This is a genomic window from Rhodococcoides corynebacterioides NBRC 14404 (assembly GCF_001894765.1).
Classification (GTDB): Bacteria; Actinomycetota; Actinomycetes; order Mycobacteriales; family Mycobacteriaceae; genus Rhodococcoides; species Rhodococcoides corynebacterioides.
Genome location: NZ_BCWV01000003.1, coordinates 734,363 through 750,322, shown reverse-complemented (window position 1 = coordinate 750,322; position 15,960 = coordinate 734,363). Strand labels below are relative to the sequence as shown.

At 70.7% G+C, this 15,960-nt stretch carries 15 protein-coding genes; 7 read left to right on the top strand and 8 right to left on the bottom strand.

Annotation, left to right across the window (positions count from 1 at the left end; all coding sequences use genetic code 11):
- Nucleotides 1–107 precede the first annotated feature (107 nt).
- Complete coding sequence (locus RC2_RS08820) at nt 108–719, bottom strand: pyridoxamine 5'-phosphate oxidase family protein (RefSeq protein ID WP_245811028.1); 612 nt, start codon at nt 717–719, stop codon at nt 108–110.
- 2 nt (nt 720–721) lie between these two features.
- On the opposite strand from RC2_RS08820, the gene RC2_RS08815 reads away from it, so the two are divergent.
- Together RC2_RS08815 and RC2_RS08810 are read left to right on the top strand one after the other, a co-directional pair.
- Nucleotides 722–1,450, top strand: a complete 729-nt coding sequence (locus RC2_RS08815; protein ID WP_072681298.1) for a DUF6319 family protein — start codon at nt 722–724, stop codon at nt 1,448–1,450.
- Nucleotides 1,451–1,505: 55 nt separating this feature from the next.
- Nucleotides 1,506–2,177 (top strand): chymotrypsin family serine protease, encoded by a 672-nt coding sequence (locus tag RC2_RS08810; RefSeq protein WP_072681296.1) that lies wholly within the window; start codon nt 1,506–1,508, stop codon nt 2,175–2,177.
- A 157-nt stretch (nt 2,178–2,334) separates the two neighbouring features.
- Here RC2_RS08810 and RC2_RS08805 read toward each other — a convergent pair whose 3' ends face one another.
- Both RC2_RS08805 and ilvD read right to left on the bottom strand, forming a co-directional pair.
- Entirely contained in the window at nt 2,335–2,796 is a 462-nt protein-coding gene (locus RC2_RS08805; protein ID WP_072681294.1) for a DUF6764 family protein, read from the bottom strand.
- Between the two features lie 150 nt (nt 2,797–2,946).
- Complete coding sequence (ilvD, locus tag RC2_RS08800; protein WP_072681292.1) at nt 2,947–4,683, bottom strand: dihydroxy-acid dehydratase; 1,737 nt, start codon at nt 4,681–4,683, stop codon at nt 2,947–2,949.
- Between the two features lie 188 nt (nt 4,684–4,871).
- Between ilvD and RC2_RS08795 the strand changes: the two genes are divergently transcribed.
- Entirely contained in the window at nt 4,872–5,528 is a 657-nt protein-coding gene (locus tag RC2_RS08795) for a sigma-70 family RNA polymerase sigma factor (protein WP_245811027.1), read from the top strand.
- Nucleotides 5,529–5,530: 2 nt separating this feature from the next.
- Here RC2_RS08795 and RC2_RS08790 read toward each other — a convergent pair whose 3' ends face one another.
- Entirely contained in the window at nt 5,531–6,895 is a 1,365-nt protein-coding gene (locus RC2_RS08790; protein WP_072681290.1) for an MFS transporter, read from the bottom strand.
- A gap of 16 nt (nt 6,896–6,911) precedes the next feature.
- The gene (lppU, locus tag RC2_RS08785; protein WP_068153298.1) at nt 6,912–7,514 is read right to left on the bottom strand and encodes an LppU family putative lipoprotein; all 603 of its coding nucleotides are present in this window, start codon (nt 7,512–7,514) and stop codon (nt 6,912–6,914) included.
- Between the two features lie 53 nt (nt 7,515–7,567).
- Here lppU and RC2_RS08780 point away from each other — a divergent pair, with 53 nt between their 5' ends.
- Together RC2_RS08780 and RC2_RS08775 are read left to right on the top strand one after the other, a co-directional pair.
- Nucleotides 7,568–8,614 carry an ATP-dependent DNA ligase gene (locus tag RC2_RS08780; RefSeq protein WP_068153297.1) on the top strand — a complete coding sequence of 349 codons (1,047 nt, stop codon included), beginning with the start codon at nt 7,568–7,570 and terminating at the stop codon, nt 8,612–8,614.
- Nucleotides 8,614–9,699 carry a DNA polymerase domain-containing protein gene (locus tag RC2_RS08775; RefSeq protein WP_068153290.1) on the top strand — a complete coding sequence of 362 codons (1,086 nt, stop codon included), beginning with the start codon at nt 8,614–8,616 and terminating at the stop codon, nt 9,697–9,699. The genes RC2_RS08780 and RC2_RS08775 overlap by 1 nt, the downstream gene beginning before the upstream one ends.
- On the opposite strand, the gene nhaA is transcribed toward RC2_RS08775, so the two are convergent.
- Together nhaA and RC2_RS08765 are read right to left on the bottom strand one after the other, a co-directional pair.
- The gene (gene nhaA, locus RC2_RS08770) at nt 9,696–11,519 is read right to left on the bottom strand and encodes a Na+/H+ antiporter NhaA (protein WP_068153295.1); all 1,824 of its coding nucleotides are present in this window, start codon (nt 11,517–11,519) and stop codon (nt 9,696–9,698) included. The two genes, RC2_RS08775 and nhaA, sit on opposite strands and share 4 nt — an antisense overlap.
- A gap of 112 nt (nt 11,520–11,631) precedes the next feature.
- Nucleotides 11,632–12,147, bottom strand: coding sequence for a Dps family protein (locus tag RC2_RS08765; protein WP_371828721.1), 516 nt, complete (start codon nt 12,145–12,147; stop codon nt 11,632–11,634).
- A gap of 199 nt (nt 12,148–12,346) precedes the next feature.
- Here RC2_RS08765 and RC2_RS08760 point away from each other — a divergent pair, with 199 nt between their 5' ends.
- Complete coding sequence (locus RC2_RS08760) at nt 12,347–13,357, top strand: zinc-binding metallopeptidase family protein (protein WP_068153286.1); 1,011 nt, start codon at nt 12,347–12,349, stop codon at nt 13,355–13,357.
- A gap of 35 nt (nt 13,358–13,392) precedes the next feature.
- Here the strand turns inward: RC2_RS08760 and RC2_RS08755 are convergent, their stop codons facing one another.
- A complete protein-coding gene (locus tag RC2_RS08755; protein WP_245811026.1) occupies nt 13,393–14,739 on the bottom strand; it encodes an EAL domain-containing protein in 1,347 nt (448 codons plus the stop codon).
- 200 nt (nt 14,740–14,939) lie between these two features.
- On the opposite strand from RC2_RS08755, the gene RC2_RS08750 reads away from it, so the two are divergent.
- Nucleotides 14,940–15,887, top strand: coding sequence for a L,D-transpeptidase (locus tag RC2_RS08750; protein ID WP_068153465.1), 948 nt, complete (start codon nt 14,940–14,942; stop codon nt 15,885–15,887).
- Nucleotides 15,888–15,960: the final 73 nt, after the last annotated feature.

Below are 15,960 nucleotides of genomic sequence, written 5' to 3'. Positions count from 1 at the left end.
AGAGAACCCGTCGAACGGTACGCGGCAGAGCGGTACGGCGGTGCCGATTCCGCGCCCTCTCGAACCGTTCACAGCGGTGTCCGCTCCGGGCGAACGGCCGCGTGGTGTCAGGACAGGTCGACGGTGTCGTTGGTGCCCACGTCGGGGCGATCACCGGTGATGCGGGACTTGGCGTACGCGATCAGCGTGGACACCTTCGATCCCGGGGCGGACCAGTACTCCGCGCCCTCGGCCTCCACCTTGATCAGGACGATGCCGTCGGACTCCGGACCGTCCTGGAACCACGCGGCGACGCCCTGGCTCCACAGCTCCTTCTTCTTCGCGTCGTCCCGGACGACGGACGCGCGGCCCGAGACCGACACCCACGAGGTGCCGGACTGGAAGGAGATGCCGACGGAGGGGTTCGCGCCGATGTCGGCGACCTTGCGCGAGTCGGCTGCGGCGAAGAACCAGAGATCGCCGTCGAACTCCGTCTCCTGCAGGGCCATCGGTCGGGCGATGAGGTGCCCGTCGGTGGAGGTGGTGGTGAACATGCAGAGGTTCGCGTCGGAGAGAAGCTCGACGACGTGGGCGCGGGAATCGGTGTCGGTCATGGGCGGCGCGTACCCGGCAGGATCGGCACGCAACCGTCGCGCCGCGACGTCGGCGGAGGTGTCGGGGGCGCGTGACAGACTGTCGGCGCTGTCCGTCACCTCCCCGCCCAGTTCCCGAGAGGACACCCATGGCCTCGTCCCGTCGGCGACCGCCGGCCGATGCCCTCACCGCGGACGACCTCGCCGCGTTGCAGGCCGCCCTGGACGCCGGTAAGCGCGCCACCGTCTATCTCCGGGAGGCCACGCCCTCGCTGGGTCTCGAGGCCGGTGCGTCCGCACGGGTGGTGTCGATCGACGGCACCACGGTCACCGTCAGTCCCGCCGGGGTGGACGACCGGCTGCCGTACGAGGCGGAGGAGCTCCGGCGCTCCCGTACCGCGCCCGTGGCGGCGCCGACCGCGCGGGCTCCCCGTGCTCCCCGGGCTGCGCGGACTCCACGGCCGACCCCGACGACCCCGGCCCCGGCAGCGCCGACGGCCCCGGCAGCGCCGACGGCTCCGGTCGCGGCGCCGACCCCGACCCCGACCCAGACCCCGGCATCCACACCCGCCCCGGCGAAACCGCGCCGCTCGAAGTCGGCTCCGGTGTCGATCGGGGTCACCGTGGCGTCGGGACCGGACGACACGTGGACCGTCACGGTGTCGCACGGCGCACGCAAGGCGGGCAGGCCCACCGTCGTGACGGCCGATCGGGTGCTCGAGGCCGTGCGCGCACTGGGTGATCCGGCGGCGTCGGAGGCCGTGGAGGAGAAGGTCGAGGCCGCTCGGGCGGCGGCGCGTGAGCGGGTCGAGGTTCTCAGCCGCGAGCTCGAGGACGCCCGCCGGGCGCTCGACCGATTGACCGAGCAGGGCAACTAGTACGGATTCCCCGCCCGAGATTGCTACGGTGTGCGGGAACTCCGGAGGGGAATACATGCTGAAGAAACTCGTCGTCGCGGCTGCCGCTGCTCTCGCCCTGACCGCCGGTGTCGGCGTGGGCACCGCGTCCGCCGCACCCGTCGCCGTGTTGGGCGGTGGGTCCGGCATCCTGATCGCCGACAGCTCGGGCAAGGGCAAGTTCGATTGCACCTTGACCACCATCGGGAACGACAACGCCGGTCGCCTGGTCGGCATCACCGCCGGTCACTGCGGTGTTCCGGGTGACCTGGTGGGTGCGGAATACCTGCCGGACGCCGGTGCGGTGGGCCGCATCGTCTCCTCGGTCGGCGGCCTGGACTACGCCGTGATCGAGTTCGATCGGAACCGTGTGGCCCCGACCAACCGCGTCGGCAACGTGACCATCACGGGTGTCGGCGAGCCCGCGACGTTCCCCGGCATCATGTGCAAGGAAGGCCGGACCACCGGCAACACCTGCGGCATCACCTATGGCGAGTTGTTCCAGAACGACCGCACCTACACCCAGATCTGCGTGCAGCAGGGTGACTCGGGCGGTCCGGTGGTCGCCGGCACCACGCTGGTGGGCATGGTGAATGCCTACCTGGGCATCCCGTGCATCGGTCCCGAGGTGGGCACCAACATCCGCGCGGTCTTCGACGACATCAACCGCGGTGGCGGCGTGGGAACGGGCTTCGTTCCTGCTCCCTGACCCAGCACTCACACGAGCCCCGCACCGTTCTCGGTGCGGGGCTCGTGTGTGTCAAGGGTCCGTCTCGGAGCGCACTGTGCGGCTCGGGGCGTCGGCGGACGGGAATCCGGAGGATCCGACGCCGAGGCGCACAGGGTGCTCGACCAGCCGGGACCCGTCAGTTCTGGCCGATGCAGGCCTTCAGCGTGGTGAGGTCACCCGCGAAGCCGGGGCCGTCGCAGGTCACGCCGCCGACGGAGTCGACGGTGATGGTGGCGCCGGGCCCCGCGATGGCGATGGACAGGCCGGGGTTGAGGCCGATGGCCTCCGCGACGCTGCCCGGTCCGAACGCGATGGCGGCGGGAGCGGCCAGGCCGACGGCCGACGAGGTGGCGGAGCCGCCGTTCAGGCCCAGGGCCAGGGCGAGGGCGTTGCGGTTGGCGTCGGCGGCGGCGTTGCCGTAGGCCGCGGCAGCGCTGGAGGCGTCGCTGGTGGCGGAGCATTCACCGGTGACGGCGTCCCGGCCGAAGGGGGCCTGACATGCGTCGACCGGAGCGGCCGAGGCGGTGGCGGGCAGGAACGCCGCGACACCGAGGGCTACACCGAACGCTCCTGCGATGGACTTCTTCATGATGGACATGCGCGCTGCCTCCCGATGGTTCAGGCAGCCCTGCGCTGCCCCGTCACGAGACAGAGTTCCCCGCCCCGATGACGACCACGGCCCCACCGCGTCACGAATTGATCACGGTGGGGCCTCGGGTCGGTCACGAGCGGCGTGGCTCGCGGGGAACTAGGTGCAGACGGCGCCTTGCGACGCGGAGCCGACCAGTTTGGAGTACTTCGCCAGGACGCCGCGGGTGTAGCGCGGCGGCAGCGGTGCCCACCCCTCGCGTCGGGACGCCAGCTCGGCCTCGTCGACCAGCAGGTCGAGCGTGCCGTTCGCGACGTCGAGGCGGATTCGGTCGCCGTCGCGAACGAAGGCGATCGGCCCGCCGTCGACGGCCTCGGGCGCGATGTGTCCGACGCAGAGGCCCGTCGTGCCGCCGGAGAAGCGGCCGTCGGTCATGAGCAACACGTCCTTGCCCAGGCCGGCGCCCTTGATCGCGCCGGTGATGGCCAGCATCTCGCGCATGCCGGGTCCGCCCTTGGGGCCCTCGTAGCGGATGACGACCACGTCACCGGCGGTGATCGTGCCGTCCTCGAGTGCGTCCATCGCGGCGCGCTCGCGCTCGAACACCCGCGCGGTGCCCTCGAAGACGTCCGAATCGAAGCCGGCCGACTTCACCACGGCGCCGCCGGGTGCGAGCGATCCGGACAGGATGGTGATGCCGCCGGTGGGATGGATCGGCTCCGACATCGCGCGCAGGACCAGGCCGTCGGGATCCGGCGGTGCGATGTCGGCGAGGTTCTCGGCGACCGTGCGGCCGGTGACGGTCAGGCAGTCCCCGTGCAGCAGACCGGCGTCGAGGAGAGCCTTCATCACCACCGGCACGCCGCCGATGCGGTCGACGTCGGTCATCACGTGCCTACCGAACGGCTTGACGTCCGCGAGGTGCGGGACCTTGGAGCCGACGCGGATGAAGTCGTCCAGCGTGAGCTCGACATCCGCCTCGTGCGCGATGGCCAGCAGGTGCAGGACGGCGTTGGTCGACCCGCCGAACGCCATGACGACGGCGATCGCGTTCTCGAAGGCCTCCTTGGTCATGATGTCGCGTGCGGTGATGCCGCGGCGGAGCAGTTCGACGACGGCCTCGCCGCTGGCGCGGGCGAACCCGTCGCGACGCTTGTCGGGGGCGGGCGGCGCGGCACTGCCGGGCAGGGACATGCCCATCGCCTCGGCGGCGCTGGCCATGGTGTTCGCGGTGTACATGCCGCCGCAGGCACCTTCGCCGGGGCAGATGGCGCGCTCGATGGTGTCGACGTCCTCGCGGGACATCAGCCCGCGGGAGCAGGCACCGACGGCCTCGAAGGCGTCGATGATGGTCACCTGGTGCTCGCTGCCGTCGGACAACGTGGCGAAACCGGGAAGCGTCGAGCCCGCGTAGAGGAAGACGGACGCGAGGTCCAGGCGGGCCGCGGCCATGAGCATGCCGGGCAGGGACTTGTCGCAGCCGGCCAGCAGCACGGATCCGTCGAGACGCTCGGCGCTGATGACGGTCTCGACCGAATCGGCGATGACCTCACGGGAGACGAGGGAGAAGTGCATGCCCTCGTGGCCCATCGAGATGCCGTCGGAGACGGAGATGGTGCCGAACTCGAGGGGATAACCGCCGCCGGTGTGCACGCCCTCCTTGACGGCCTTGGCCAGCCGGTCGAGGGAGAGGTTGCACGGCGTGATCTCGTTCCACGACGACGCGACGCCGATCTGCGACTTGCTCCAGTCGGCGTCGCCCATGCCGACGGCACGGAGCATGCCGCGGGCGGCGGTCTTCTCGAGGCCGTCGGTGACGTCGCGACTGCGCGGCTTGACGTCGGGGTCGGTCGTGGGAGTGGTGCCGGAAGGAGTGCTGCCGGGGGTGCTGCTCATGGCGAAAACCCTAGACCTGCACGCGGCCGCGGCGATCCGGGTGGTGCGGCGTACGTCGAGCGTCGTGATCGGTTCGTTACCGGACGGTGTCCTGATTGCGACATGCGTGTCGCAGTACCGCTGTCGGGCGCTGGCACTGTCGGAGACATCGAGCACGACCCCGTGCTCCGCGGACCGAGGTGATGACCGTGAACACTCTTGTCGCACAACCCGATTCGGGATCGGTAGGACTGGCGGACAAGCACGTCGTCGACCGGACCCCGCCCGCCGCCGCCCCTGCCCGACGTCCGGAGACCGCCACCGGTGAACTGGTCGACCTTCTCGTCGCCGTCGGACGCGGAGACCGTGCGGCCTTCGCCCGGTTCTACGACCTCACCTCGTCTCGCGTCTACGGCGCCGTGCTGCGCGTCCTGCGGGACCGCGGGTTCTCGGAGGAGTGCGTGCAGGACGTCTACCTCGAGGTCTGGCAGAAGGCCCCCACGTTCTCGCCGTCACAGGGCTCGCCCGCCGCGTGGCTGGTCACGATGGCGCACCGCCGCGCCATCGACCGGGTGCGATCCGAGCAGTCCCGCTCCGATCGTGAGTCCAAGTGGGCGATGCTCGACGCCGCCATCGGCTCGGCGGACGGAGGTGACCGCTTCCTCGACCGCCGGCCCGTGCTGGACGCGATGTCCACACTGTCGAGCCGCCAGCGCGAGTGCCTCTTCATGGCGTTCTTCGAGGGACTCACCTACGCCGAGGCCGCCGACCGCATGGGCGTTCCCGTCTCGACCATGAAGTCGCGCATCCGCAGCGCCCTGGCCAAGCTCCGGGTCGACCCGCGGGTCGCCTGCCTCGCCGACTGAACTCAGGCCCGTGCCGGCGGCCGGACCAGCACGAACGCCGCGGCGGCCGCCGCGAGGAGCAGTCCCGCACAGATCCACATCGCCGGGGTGAAGCCTCGCCCCACCGTGTCCGCATCCAGCGTTCCGGTGATCCCGGTGAGGCCCGGCAGCGCGGCCACCGCCAGCAGTTGTGCCGTCCGCGCGACGGCGTTGTTCACCGCCGACGCCGCGCCCGCGTGCTCGCTCGGCACCGAACCGATGGCCGCCGCGGTCAGCGGCGCCACCAGGATGGACAGCCCCACCCCGAACACGACGACGGCGGGCAGCACCGTCCCGACGTACGCGGCGCCGGGATGGATGCGGGTCATCAGCGCGAGCCCGGCCGCGGCCACCACCGGACCCACGGTCATCGGAATGCGCGGGCCGATGCGGTCCGCCAGCGCGCCCGTGCGTGAGGACAACAGCAGCATCGCAGCGGTGATCGGCAGCGTCGCCACGCCCGCGGTGATTGCGTCGTACCCCAGCGCGGTCTGCAACTGCAGCAGGAGCAGAAAGAACACTCCGCCCAGCGCGGCGTACGCCGCGACGGTCACCACGTTGGCGCCGACGAACGTCCGGGACGAGAAGAGCGCCGGCGACACCAGAGGACGACGAGCGCGTCGTTGCCACGCGGCGAACACGCCGACCCCGACGAGCCCGAGTCCCACCGCCACCGCATTCCCGTCGATCGCGCCCATGGTGACCGCGGCCAACGCGGCCACGACGAGAGTTGCGCCCACCCAGTCGAGACGACCCGTGGCGTCGGGATCCCGGGATTCGGGGACATGGCGCGCGGTGACCACCAGGACGACGATTCCCAGCGGGACGTTGATCCAGAACACCGACCGCCATCCGGCCAGGTCGACCAGCCAGCCCCCGAGGACGGGTCCGACCGCGGCGGCCACCCCGCCGAGCCCCGACCACAGCCCGATCGCGGCGCCGCGATCGCGGGGATCCAGCGACGCCGAGAGGATCGCGAGCGATCCCGGCGTGAGCAGCGCTGCGCCGACCCCCTGGGTCACGCGGGCGGCGACGAGCGCGTCGACGGACGGGGCGAGCGCGCAGGCCACCGACGCCGCCGTGAACCACACCGTCCCGATCGCGAAGAGGCGGGCACGGCCGTGGTGATCACCCAGCGAGCCCCCCAGCAGCACGAATGCGGCCAGGGTGAGGGTGTAGCCGGTGACGGTCCACTGCAGGCCCGACACGTCCGCGTCCAGATCGGCGGCGATGGCAGGGAGCGCGATGTTCACGACGGTGCCGTCGAGCATGGTCAGCGACGAGCCGAGCACGGTCGCGGCGACGATCCACCGTCCGCGAGCGGTGCGAAGGCGCGGGGCGTCGATCACGGCGAGTCGGGGCGGATCAGGGCGAGTCGAAGCACACGACGAATTCCCGCTCGTCGTAGACGTACGCGCGGTCGGTGTTGCAGTCGAACTCGTCCACGGAGTCCTGGATGATCTCGGCGACACGGACGCCGTCGGCCATAGGCTCGGAGCAGTCGGCGCGCACGGGGTCCTCGCCGCCGAGGTCCATGCAGCCGCCCACGACGAAGTCGATGTCGAGACACAGCGCGCCCTGTTCGATGCCGTCGAGCGTCTCGTAGTAGGTCTGGTCGACGTCGGACGGGCACCCGCTCGACGTCGGTGACGACGCCACCACGACGTAGTTCGACTCGTCCGAGCCGCACTCGGCTTCCTCGATGGTCGCGTCGTTCACCGTGCCGCCGAGGCGCACGCAGTCACCCGGCGCGACGTCGATGGAGACGTCCCCGCCCGACGACGTGGTGGTCGGGGGAACGAGGCGGTCGTTCGGAATCTCGGAGGTCGTGGACGCCGCCGACGTGGTCGGCGCCGCGACCGGGGTGCCGGTGACCGTGGACGAACATCCGGCCGCCACGAGCACCGCCGCGACCGCACCGAGCAGCAGCGCGGCGGGGCGCGTGCGGCGAGTCCGGAGAAGAGGCATGGCGGTCACTGTATGCCCGTGGGACGTCGGCGTCTCGTGCGAGGATGACCGGTGTGGACCTCCCCGTGATGCCGCCGCTGCAGCCGATGCTCGCCAAGGCCGCGAAGGTGGTGCCGGACCAGGGTTCGCCGGATGCTGTGTGGTCCTACGAGCCCAAGTGGGACGGCTTCCGCACCATCGTCTTTCGCGACGGGGACGAGGTGGTGCTCGGATCGCGGGGCGGCAAGGATCTGGCCCGCTATTTCCCGGAGATGGTCGCGGCGGTGAAGGAGGAACTGCCCACCCGCTGCGTCGTCGACGGGGAACTGGTGGTCTCGCTCGAGCGCGACGGATCGTGGCGCCTGGACTGGGACTCGCTGTCGGAGCGAATCCACCCCGCGGACAGTCGGGTTCGCATGCTGGCCGAGAAGACGCCGGCGCGCTTCGTGGCATTCGATCTGCTCGCCCTGGGTGACGCCGATCTGACGGGCCGCCCGTTCGCCGAGCGGCGTGCCGCGCTCGAGGGCATCCTCGAGCCGCGGGAGGCGCCGCGGTGCCACGTCACGCGGGTGACCGACGACGCCGCGCTGGCCACCGAGTGGTTCGACCGCTTCGAAGGTGCAGGTCTCGACGGGGTGGTGGCCAAGCGCCTGGACGGGGTGTATCTGCCGAACAAGCGCGAGATGGTCAAGGTCAAACACGCCAGGACGGCCGACTGCGTGCTCATCGGGTACCGAATTCACAAGTCCGGCAACGGTATCGGGTCCATGCTGCTCGGACTCTACAACGGCGACCGGCTGCAGATGATCGGGGGCGCGTCGGCGTTCACCGACGCCAAGCGGATCGAGTACCAGAAGGAACTGGAGCCCTTGCGGCTCGGCGAGGACGTCGTCTCCGACGGCGAGCAGACCCGATGGCGGTCCGGGGTGGACCGCACGTGGATCCCCGTCCGGCCCGAGCGCGTGCTCGAGGTGGCGTACGACCAGATGGAGAAGGACCGACTGCGGCACGCGGCGCGCTTCCTGCGGTGGCGACCGGACCGCGATCCGCTCAGCTGCACCTACGACCAGCTCGACACCCCCGAGCGGTACGACGTCGCCGACATCCTGGCGGGTGCGTGATGGCGACACCGGCCGCGTCGGTGCGGGCGGGCGAGCGCGACGTCCGCGTCACCAGCCCCGACCGGGTGATCTACGAGGCCACCGATGCGGGCCCGGCTATCACCAAACTCCAGGTGTGCGAGTACTTCTCGGCCGTCGGCCCGGCGATGATGCGCGCGATCGGCGATCGCCCGACGGCGATGGAGCGGTGGCCGGACGGCTACCGCGACGGGATGCGGTTGGCCACCGGGCCGCAGGACAAGGGCGGCGACGGCTTCTATCAGAAGCGGCTGCCGAAGGGCGCGCCCGACTGGATCGAGACCGTCGACATCACGTTCCCGAGTCGACGTACGGCGGCCGAGCTGTGCCCGTCGGAGCCGGCGTCGTTCGTCTGGGCCGCCCAGATGGGGACGCTGACCTTCCACCCGTGGCCGGTGCGTCGTCCCGAGGTCGACCGTCCCGACGAGCTGCGTCTGGACCTCGACCCGCAGCCGGGCACCACGTTCGCCGACGCGCAGCGCGTGGCGGAGGTGACGCGCGAACTGCTCGCAGAGCTGGGCCTGCGCGGTTATCCCAAGACCAGCGGCAACCGCGGCATTCACGTCTACGTGCGGGTCCGGCCGGAGTACACGTTCGAGGACGTCCGACACGCCGCCATCGGACTCGGCCGCGAACTCGAACGGCGGGACGACGGCGTCACCACCGCCTGGTGGAAGGAGGAGCGCGGAGAGCGCATCTTCCTCGACTACAACCAGAACAACCGGGACCGCACCATCGCGAGCGCCTGGAGCCTGCGCGCCCGGCCCGGTGCGCCCGTCAGCACCCCCATGTCGTGGTCGACGTTGGCGGAGACGGCGGATCCGCGCGCCTACACGCTGCACACCGTGCCGGACTACCTGGCGGACGGCGACCCGTGGGCGGACATGGACGACGAGGCGTTCTCGTTGGATCCGCTGCTGCAGCTGTGGGAGACCCTGCCCGGCGGCGAGCTGAACTTCCCGCCCGACTACCCCAAGATGCAAGGGGAGCCGCCGCGCGTGCAGCCGTCGAAGAAGGTGGCCGAGCACTGGGACGACGAGGGCAACCGGGTGCCGGACCACCGTTAGGTCAGCAGTTTCTCCAGTTCGCGGATCATCGTCGCCGTGTCGTGCGGGCCGTCGTGCCGACGGGGTGTGTCGGCGCCGCCCAGATAGAACGCCGGAGTCCCCGGCAGTTCGCTGGTGAGCGCGTCGAGTTCGTCGTCCTCCACGCGGGTGACGAAGTCGCCGGTGCGCATGTCCTCCTCGTACCGGTCCATGTCGAGCCCCACGGTTGCCGCGTACCCGTCGACGGCGTCGCGCTCCAGGTCGTCGCTGTGGCGGAACAGCGTGTCGTGCATCTCCCAGAACTTGCCCTGGACCGCAGCGGCTTCCGCGGCCTGCGCGGCATAGCGCGCGTGCGGGTGGTAGTCGTCCAGTGGGTAGTGCCGGAAGACGTAGCGCAGTCGGTCGCCGAAGTGCTCGCGCAGCTCCCGCGCGACTCCGGTCGCCTTGCTGCAGAACGGGCACTCGAAATCGCCGTACTCGACCACGGTGAGCGGCGCGTCCAGCGGACCGCGGACGTGGTCGCGTCGACCCACCGGCCTGAGCAGCTTCTTCGGTGGGCCGGCCGGCGGGGGCGCGAGCCGGTTGCCGAGCGCGAACACTCCCCACCCCAGCAGCGCCGCGATCACCGACGCGGACAGCACGCCGACGCGCGCCTCGTCCTGCAGCAGCGGGTCCTCGAGCGCGAGATCGACGATGAAGAGCGAGATGGTGAAACCGACGCCGGACAGCGCGGCGCCGCCCGCGATCTGCGGGAAGGTCAGCCCCGGGGCCAGCGCCTGCGGACGGATGCGGGCGAACAGCGCGGTCGCACCGGTGATGCCGACGAACTTGCCGATCACGAGTCCGAGCACGATGCCCCACGTGAGCGGGGACGTGGCCGCCGCGGTGAGCGTCTCCCGGCTCAGGACCACCCCGGCGTTGGCGAGCGCGAAGATCGGCACCACCAGGAAGGCGGTGTACGGCTGGTACAGGCGCATCAGCCGCTCGTTGACGGAGACCGCCCGCTCGAGCCCGAGTCGAGCCGCCCGCGCGTACTCGGGGTTCGGCGACTGGCGGAACGCCCTCGTGAGCGCGGCGGCGTGCTCGACCTCCCGTCGCCGGGGCGGGTAGACGGGCAGCAGCAGGGCGATCATCACGCCGGCGAGGGTGGGGTGGACGCCGGAGAGGTACATCGCCGTCCAGGTCACGAGCGAGACGACGAGGTAACCCGCTCCCCGCCACACGCGCATCCGCCGCAGGACCAGGACCAGGGCGAGGCCGAGGAACGACACCAGGAGAGGGCCGACTCGCAGGTCGTCGGTGTAGACGACGGCGATGATCGCCAGGGCGCCGACGTCGTCGGCGACGGCGAGGGTCATGAGGAACACGCGCAGGCGCAGCGCACGCGACGGGCCGACCACGGCCAGCAGACCCAGCACGAAGGCCGTGTCGGTGGAGATGACGACGCCCCACGCCGCCGACGCCGGACCCGACGGGTTGAGCACCAGGAACAGCAGCGCGGGAACGGCCAGTCCGGCCAGCGCCGCCACGATCGGCACCGCCGCGCGGGAGGTGTCCCGCAACTCGCCCATCGCGAACTCGCGCTTGACCTCGAGGCCGACGACGAAGAAGAACAGCGCCATGAGGCCGTCGTTCACCCAGTGCTGGAGATCGAGTTCGATGCCGTGCGTGCCGACGGTGACGGACAGCGGTGTGTGCCAGAACGCCCGATACGTCTCGCCCCACGGAGAATTGGCCCAGACCAGGGCCGCCACCGTGGCGGCGAGGAGGAATGCGGCCGCGAGGGTCTCGCTGCTGTCTCCGCGACGCGCGTCGGCGATGCGCTCGACCAGGCCCCGCATGCGCTCCCGGCGAGTGGTGATGGACGAGTCGCTCACCCGCGCAAACTACACCGGACGCACGACAGCGCCGCACCTCGACGGGAGGGCGCGGCGCTGTCCGTGACGCGTCGGGTCAGCCGGCGTCGGCTGCAGCTTCCTTCTCCGAGGACGCACCCGCGGTGGAGAGCTGACCACCGGCGTTCTCGAGGTGCGCGCGGACGAACCAGTGGAAGAGTTCCAGCTGGCCGCTGTGTCCGATGAGCAGGTCCTCGGTGACGGGGTCGATGTCACCGGTCTTCTCGATCGCCTCGCGGTAGTCCGAGATGACCCCCGTGTAGACGAGATCGAGCGCACCGAGGTGCTCGATGGCCGGTGCGCGGCCGATGCTGTAGTCGTCCCACGAGCGCTGCGCGACGATGGTGCCCGGCGTGCCCTTGGCCGACCCGCCGAGGGTCGCGATGCGCTCGGCGACGTCGTCCGCGAATCCGCGAACGGCCTCGACCTGCGGGTCGAGCATCTCGTGGACCGAGATGAAGTTCGGGCCCACCACGTTCCAGTGCACGTGCTTGAGGGTCAGGTGCAGATCGTTCAGCGCGTTCAGCCGATCCTGCAGGATCTCTGCCACGCGTGCGCCGTCCTCGGTGGACATGCCCGGAACCGTGTACGAAGCCGTCTTCTGCGTCGAATCAGTCATGGTCGCAGAGTTGACCGAGCCCCCTGTTCTCAAACCCCGACGAGGCGGTTCGAGGCGCGTGTCACGGCGGCTACGCTGGGTATCCGACGCTCGCCCGAACGGTGGCGTCGCTGTCGGCCGAGACCGACGGCGTGAGGAAGGTTATCCGGAATCCATGCGAGTGTTCTTCTGCCGCAAGTGCGGTCAGCAACTGTCCTTCGAGAACTCGATCTGTCTGTCCTGCGACAGTCGGCTCGGCTTCCACCTTCCCGGCCGCAGCATCCAGGTGCTCGGCGACGATCTGACCGTCACCGTCGACGGTGCCGTCTGGGGCCGCTGCGCCAACATCAAACGGGCACGGTGCAACTGGCTGGTCGACGTGTCGTCGGGCGCCACGCTGTGCGCGTCGTGCGCCCTCACCCGCACCCGTCCCGCCGACAGCGACACCGAGGCGATGGCCGAGTTCGCCGCGGCCGAGACGGCCAAGCGCCGAGTGATCCTCGAGCTCGACGAGTTGCACCTGCCCATCGTCGGGCGGGACGACGATCCGGCGGGCGGCCTGGGTTTCGACCTGCTCTCCAGCGCCAACCGGCACGTCATCACCGGCCACGCCAACGGTCTGATCACCCTCGATCTCGCCGAGAGCGACGACGCGCACCGCGAGCAACTGCGGGTGTCGATGGACGAGCCCTACCGCACGCTCGTCGGCCACTTCCGGCACGAGATCGGGCACTACTACCAGACGGTGCTCATCGGGACCGGCGAGCACCGTGGGCGGTTCGAGGAGCTCTTCGGCAACCCCGCCGACGACTACCAGGCCGCCCTCGATCGGCACTACAGCGAGGGCGCGCCCGACGGGTGGCGGAAGAACTACGTGTCGTCCTACGCCACGATGCACCCCGCCGAGGACTGGGCCGAGACCTTCGCGCACTACCTGCACATCCGGGACACGCTCGACACCGCCGCGGCCTACGCCTTCGCGCCCGCCGGCTCGACGTTCGAGGCGCCGCTCGCCGGCGACGTCGGGTTCGACCGCATCATCGACTGGTGGCTCCCGCTCACCTGGGCGCTCAACCAGCTCAACCGGTCCATGGGGCACCAGGACCTCTACCCCTTCGTCCTGCCCGCCCGCGTGCTGGAGAAAATGCGCTTCGTCCACAGTGTCGTCGTGCCCGAAGTCGGCTGACCCGGGCAGTGTGGTCGTGCCCGAAGTCCAGTAGGTCAGCTCCCGCTGCGCTCCGGTGGCAGCCGCGCGACCAGCGACCGCGCACACTCGATGGTGAGCGTCGGGTCGTGGCTGAGGACGTAGTCGAAGCGCCGGTCCATGTCCGGGCCACCGTCGCCGAGATCGCGCGCCGCGAGCACGGCCGAGAAGTGCGGTGACAGCACCACCACGTCCCACTCCTCGCGCAGCGGATCCGACGCGGGCAGCCCCGCGCCGCGGATCTTCGGGGCGGGTTCGGGACCCATGTTCTCCGCGAGTGCCCCCACCAGGGCCGCATTCTGCGCCATGAGTTCCCAGCGCCGACCCGTGAGCGGAGTGAAGTGGCGGAGGTGCTGGAACGCGCCCATCATCAGCGCGGTCTGACGGCTGTCCGTGGCCATCGACTCGAGGTTCTTGCTGATCTCGATGAGCAGGCGTTTGCTCGCCCGCCGCACGTCGAGACCCCCGGCCGCCAGGTTGTAGGGCGTGGACAGAGGTGTCGCGCCCCGCGCTCGCGCGGTCCCGAACTCCAGCGGCGAGCCGACGGGACTGTCGCCGGAGAGCGACGTCGTCGATCCGTAGAGCGGGCCCTCGCCCACCCGCGCGCCCATCGCCCTCGCGGCGAGGGCCGACGCCTCGTCGGTGATGCCCTCCGCCATGACGATCGCGCCGGTCCGCTCCACCTGCGCGGCCACGGCGTTGACGACACGCGCGGTGAACCGGTTGGGGCGCGTCGCGAGCAACGTTCGATCGAGCTTGACGACGTCGGGCTCCAGGAGCGGGAGCAGGGCCAACGATTCCGGCCGGACACCGACGTGGTCGACGGCGATCGCCCACCCCAGTCGTCGCACCTCGGCGACGACGCGCATGAGGTGCGCCGGACGTCGGATCAGGGCGGTCTCGTCGAACTGGAGGACGGCGCCGCCCGCGTCGTGATCGTGGAGGTCCGGCAGATCGGTGAGGGAATCGGGATCGACGGCGATGAAGAGCGGTACCTCGCGGGGCTTGTCCTCGCGGGCGGCGGCCGCGAGTGCGCCGTTCCACCGCGCGGCGTCGAGGTCCGGCGTCATGCCCATCGCGCGCGCGGCGGAGGCGAGGGCGGCGGGGTCGGCGAACGACGAGTCGGCAGGACCGCCCACGACGGCCTCGTACCCGACGATGGCGCCCGTCTGCAGGTCCATGATGCGCTGAAAGGAGGTGTGCAGACTGTCCGGGCCGAGCAGTGAGCTCAGTCCGTTCTCGGTGCGCTCGGGAAACAGCGCCGACGGCCGTACTGCATCGGCCGCTGTCGCCGGCCGTGCCCGATCGGTCGCTGTCGCCGGCAGGTGTCGCTCGGACTCCTGCCCTCGGTCGTCGACCACCACGGCGTGCGGCCCTTCTTCTCGTCGTGCGCGTCGGACCGACTGTCGTCGTCCATGCGGCACGGGTGAACCTCGACCGTCGCCGTGGCTTGACATCGGTCTCGCGTGTCTTGCCACGGTACCCGACTGGCGACGGTCGTCGCCTCTGTGTGTTAATGGCGGAGCACGACTCGATTCGAGACCGACAGGGATGGTTCACGCACATGGGAGTTCGTCGTACGTCCGGTTCCATGATGCGAGCAGCGGTGGGCGCCGTCGTCGTCACCGCCGGTCTGGTCGCCGCCGCAGCACCGGCTGCGGCCGCGCCCCTCTGGCCCGGTGGACCCGACATCTCGCTGCCCGGTCTGCCGCCGGCGCCCGAGCTGCCCGCGCTGCCCGGACTGCCCGCACCGCCGTCGCTGCCGACCGTCCCGCAGCTGCCCGTCGAACCCCAGCGCGGCCCGGCGAACTTCGCCACCCCCGCGGTGAACCCGTCCGCCGGCGAGGTCGTCGGCATCGCGCAGCCGGTGATCCTGCGGTTCTCCGCGCCGATCGCCGACCGCGCCGTCGCGGAGCGCGCCATCGACGTCACCACCTCCGCGGGCGACGTCCCCGGCCGGTTCTTCTGGTTCTCCGATCGTCAGGTGCGGTGGCGTCCCGACGCCTTCTGGCCCGCCAACACCGACGTGACCGTGCGCGCCGGGGATCTGACGAGCACGTTCACCGTCGGCGACGCGATCGTCACGACGGCCGACGACGCCACCAAGACCATCACGGTGACGCGCAACGGGGCCGTCGTGCGCACCATGCCGACGTCGATGGGCAAGCCGGGTCACGAGACGCCCAACGGCACCTACGTGATCGGCGAGCGATACCGCGACATGTACATGGACTCGTCCACCTACGGTGTGCCCGTCGACGCCCCGGAGGGTTACCGCACGTACGTCGAGTACGCGACGCGCATGTCGAACAGCGGGATCTTCGTCCACGCGGCCCCGTGGTCGGTGGGCAGCCAGGGCGTCGAGAACGTCAGTCACGGCTGCCTGAACGTCAGCACCGAGGACGCGAAATGGTTCTACGAGACCGTGCAGAAGGGCGATCCGGTGGTGGTGCAGAACACCGCGGGCGGCGTTCTGAGCGGCTACGACGGCCTCGGGGACTGGCAGCTGTAGAAACGCCACCGTCCGGACAGGTGCGGATCCGTTCCAGTTCACCATTAGTTCGTTTTATCTAGGCTAATGTCCC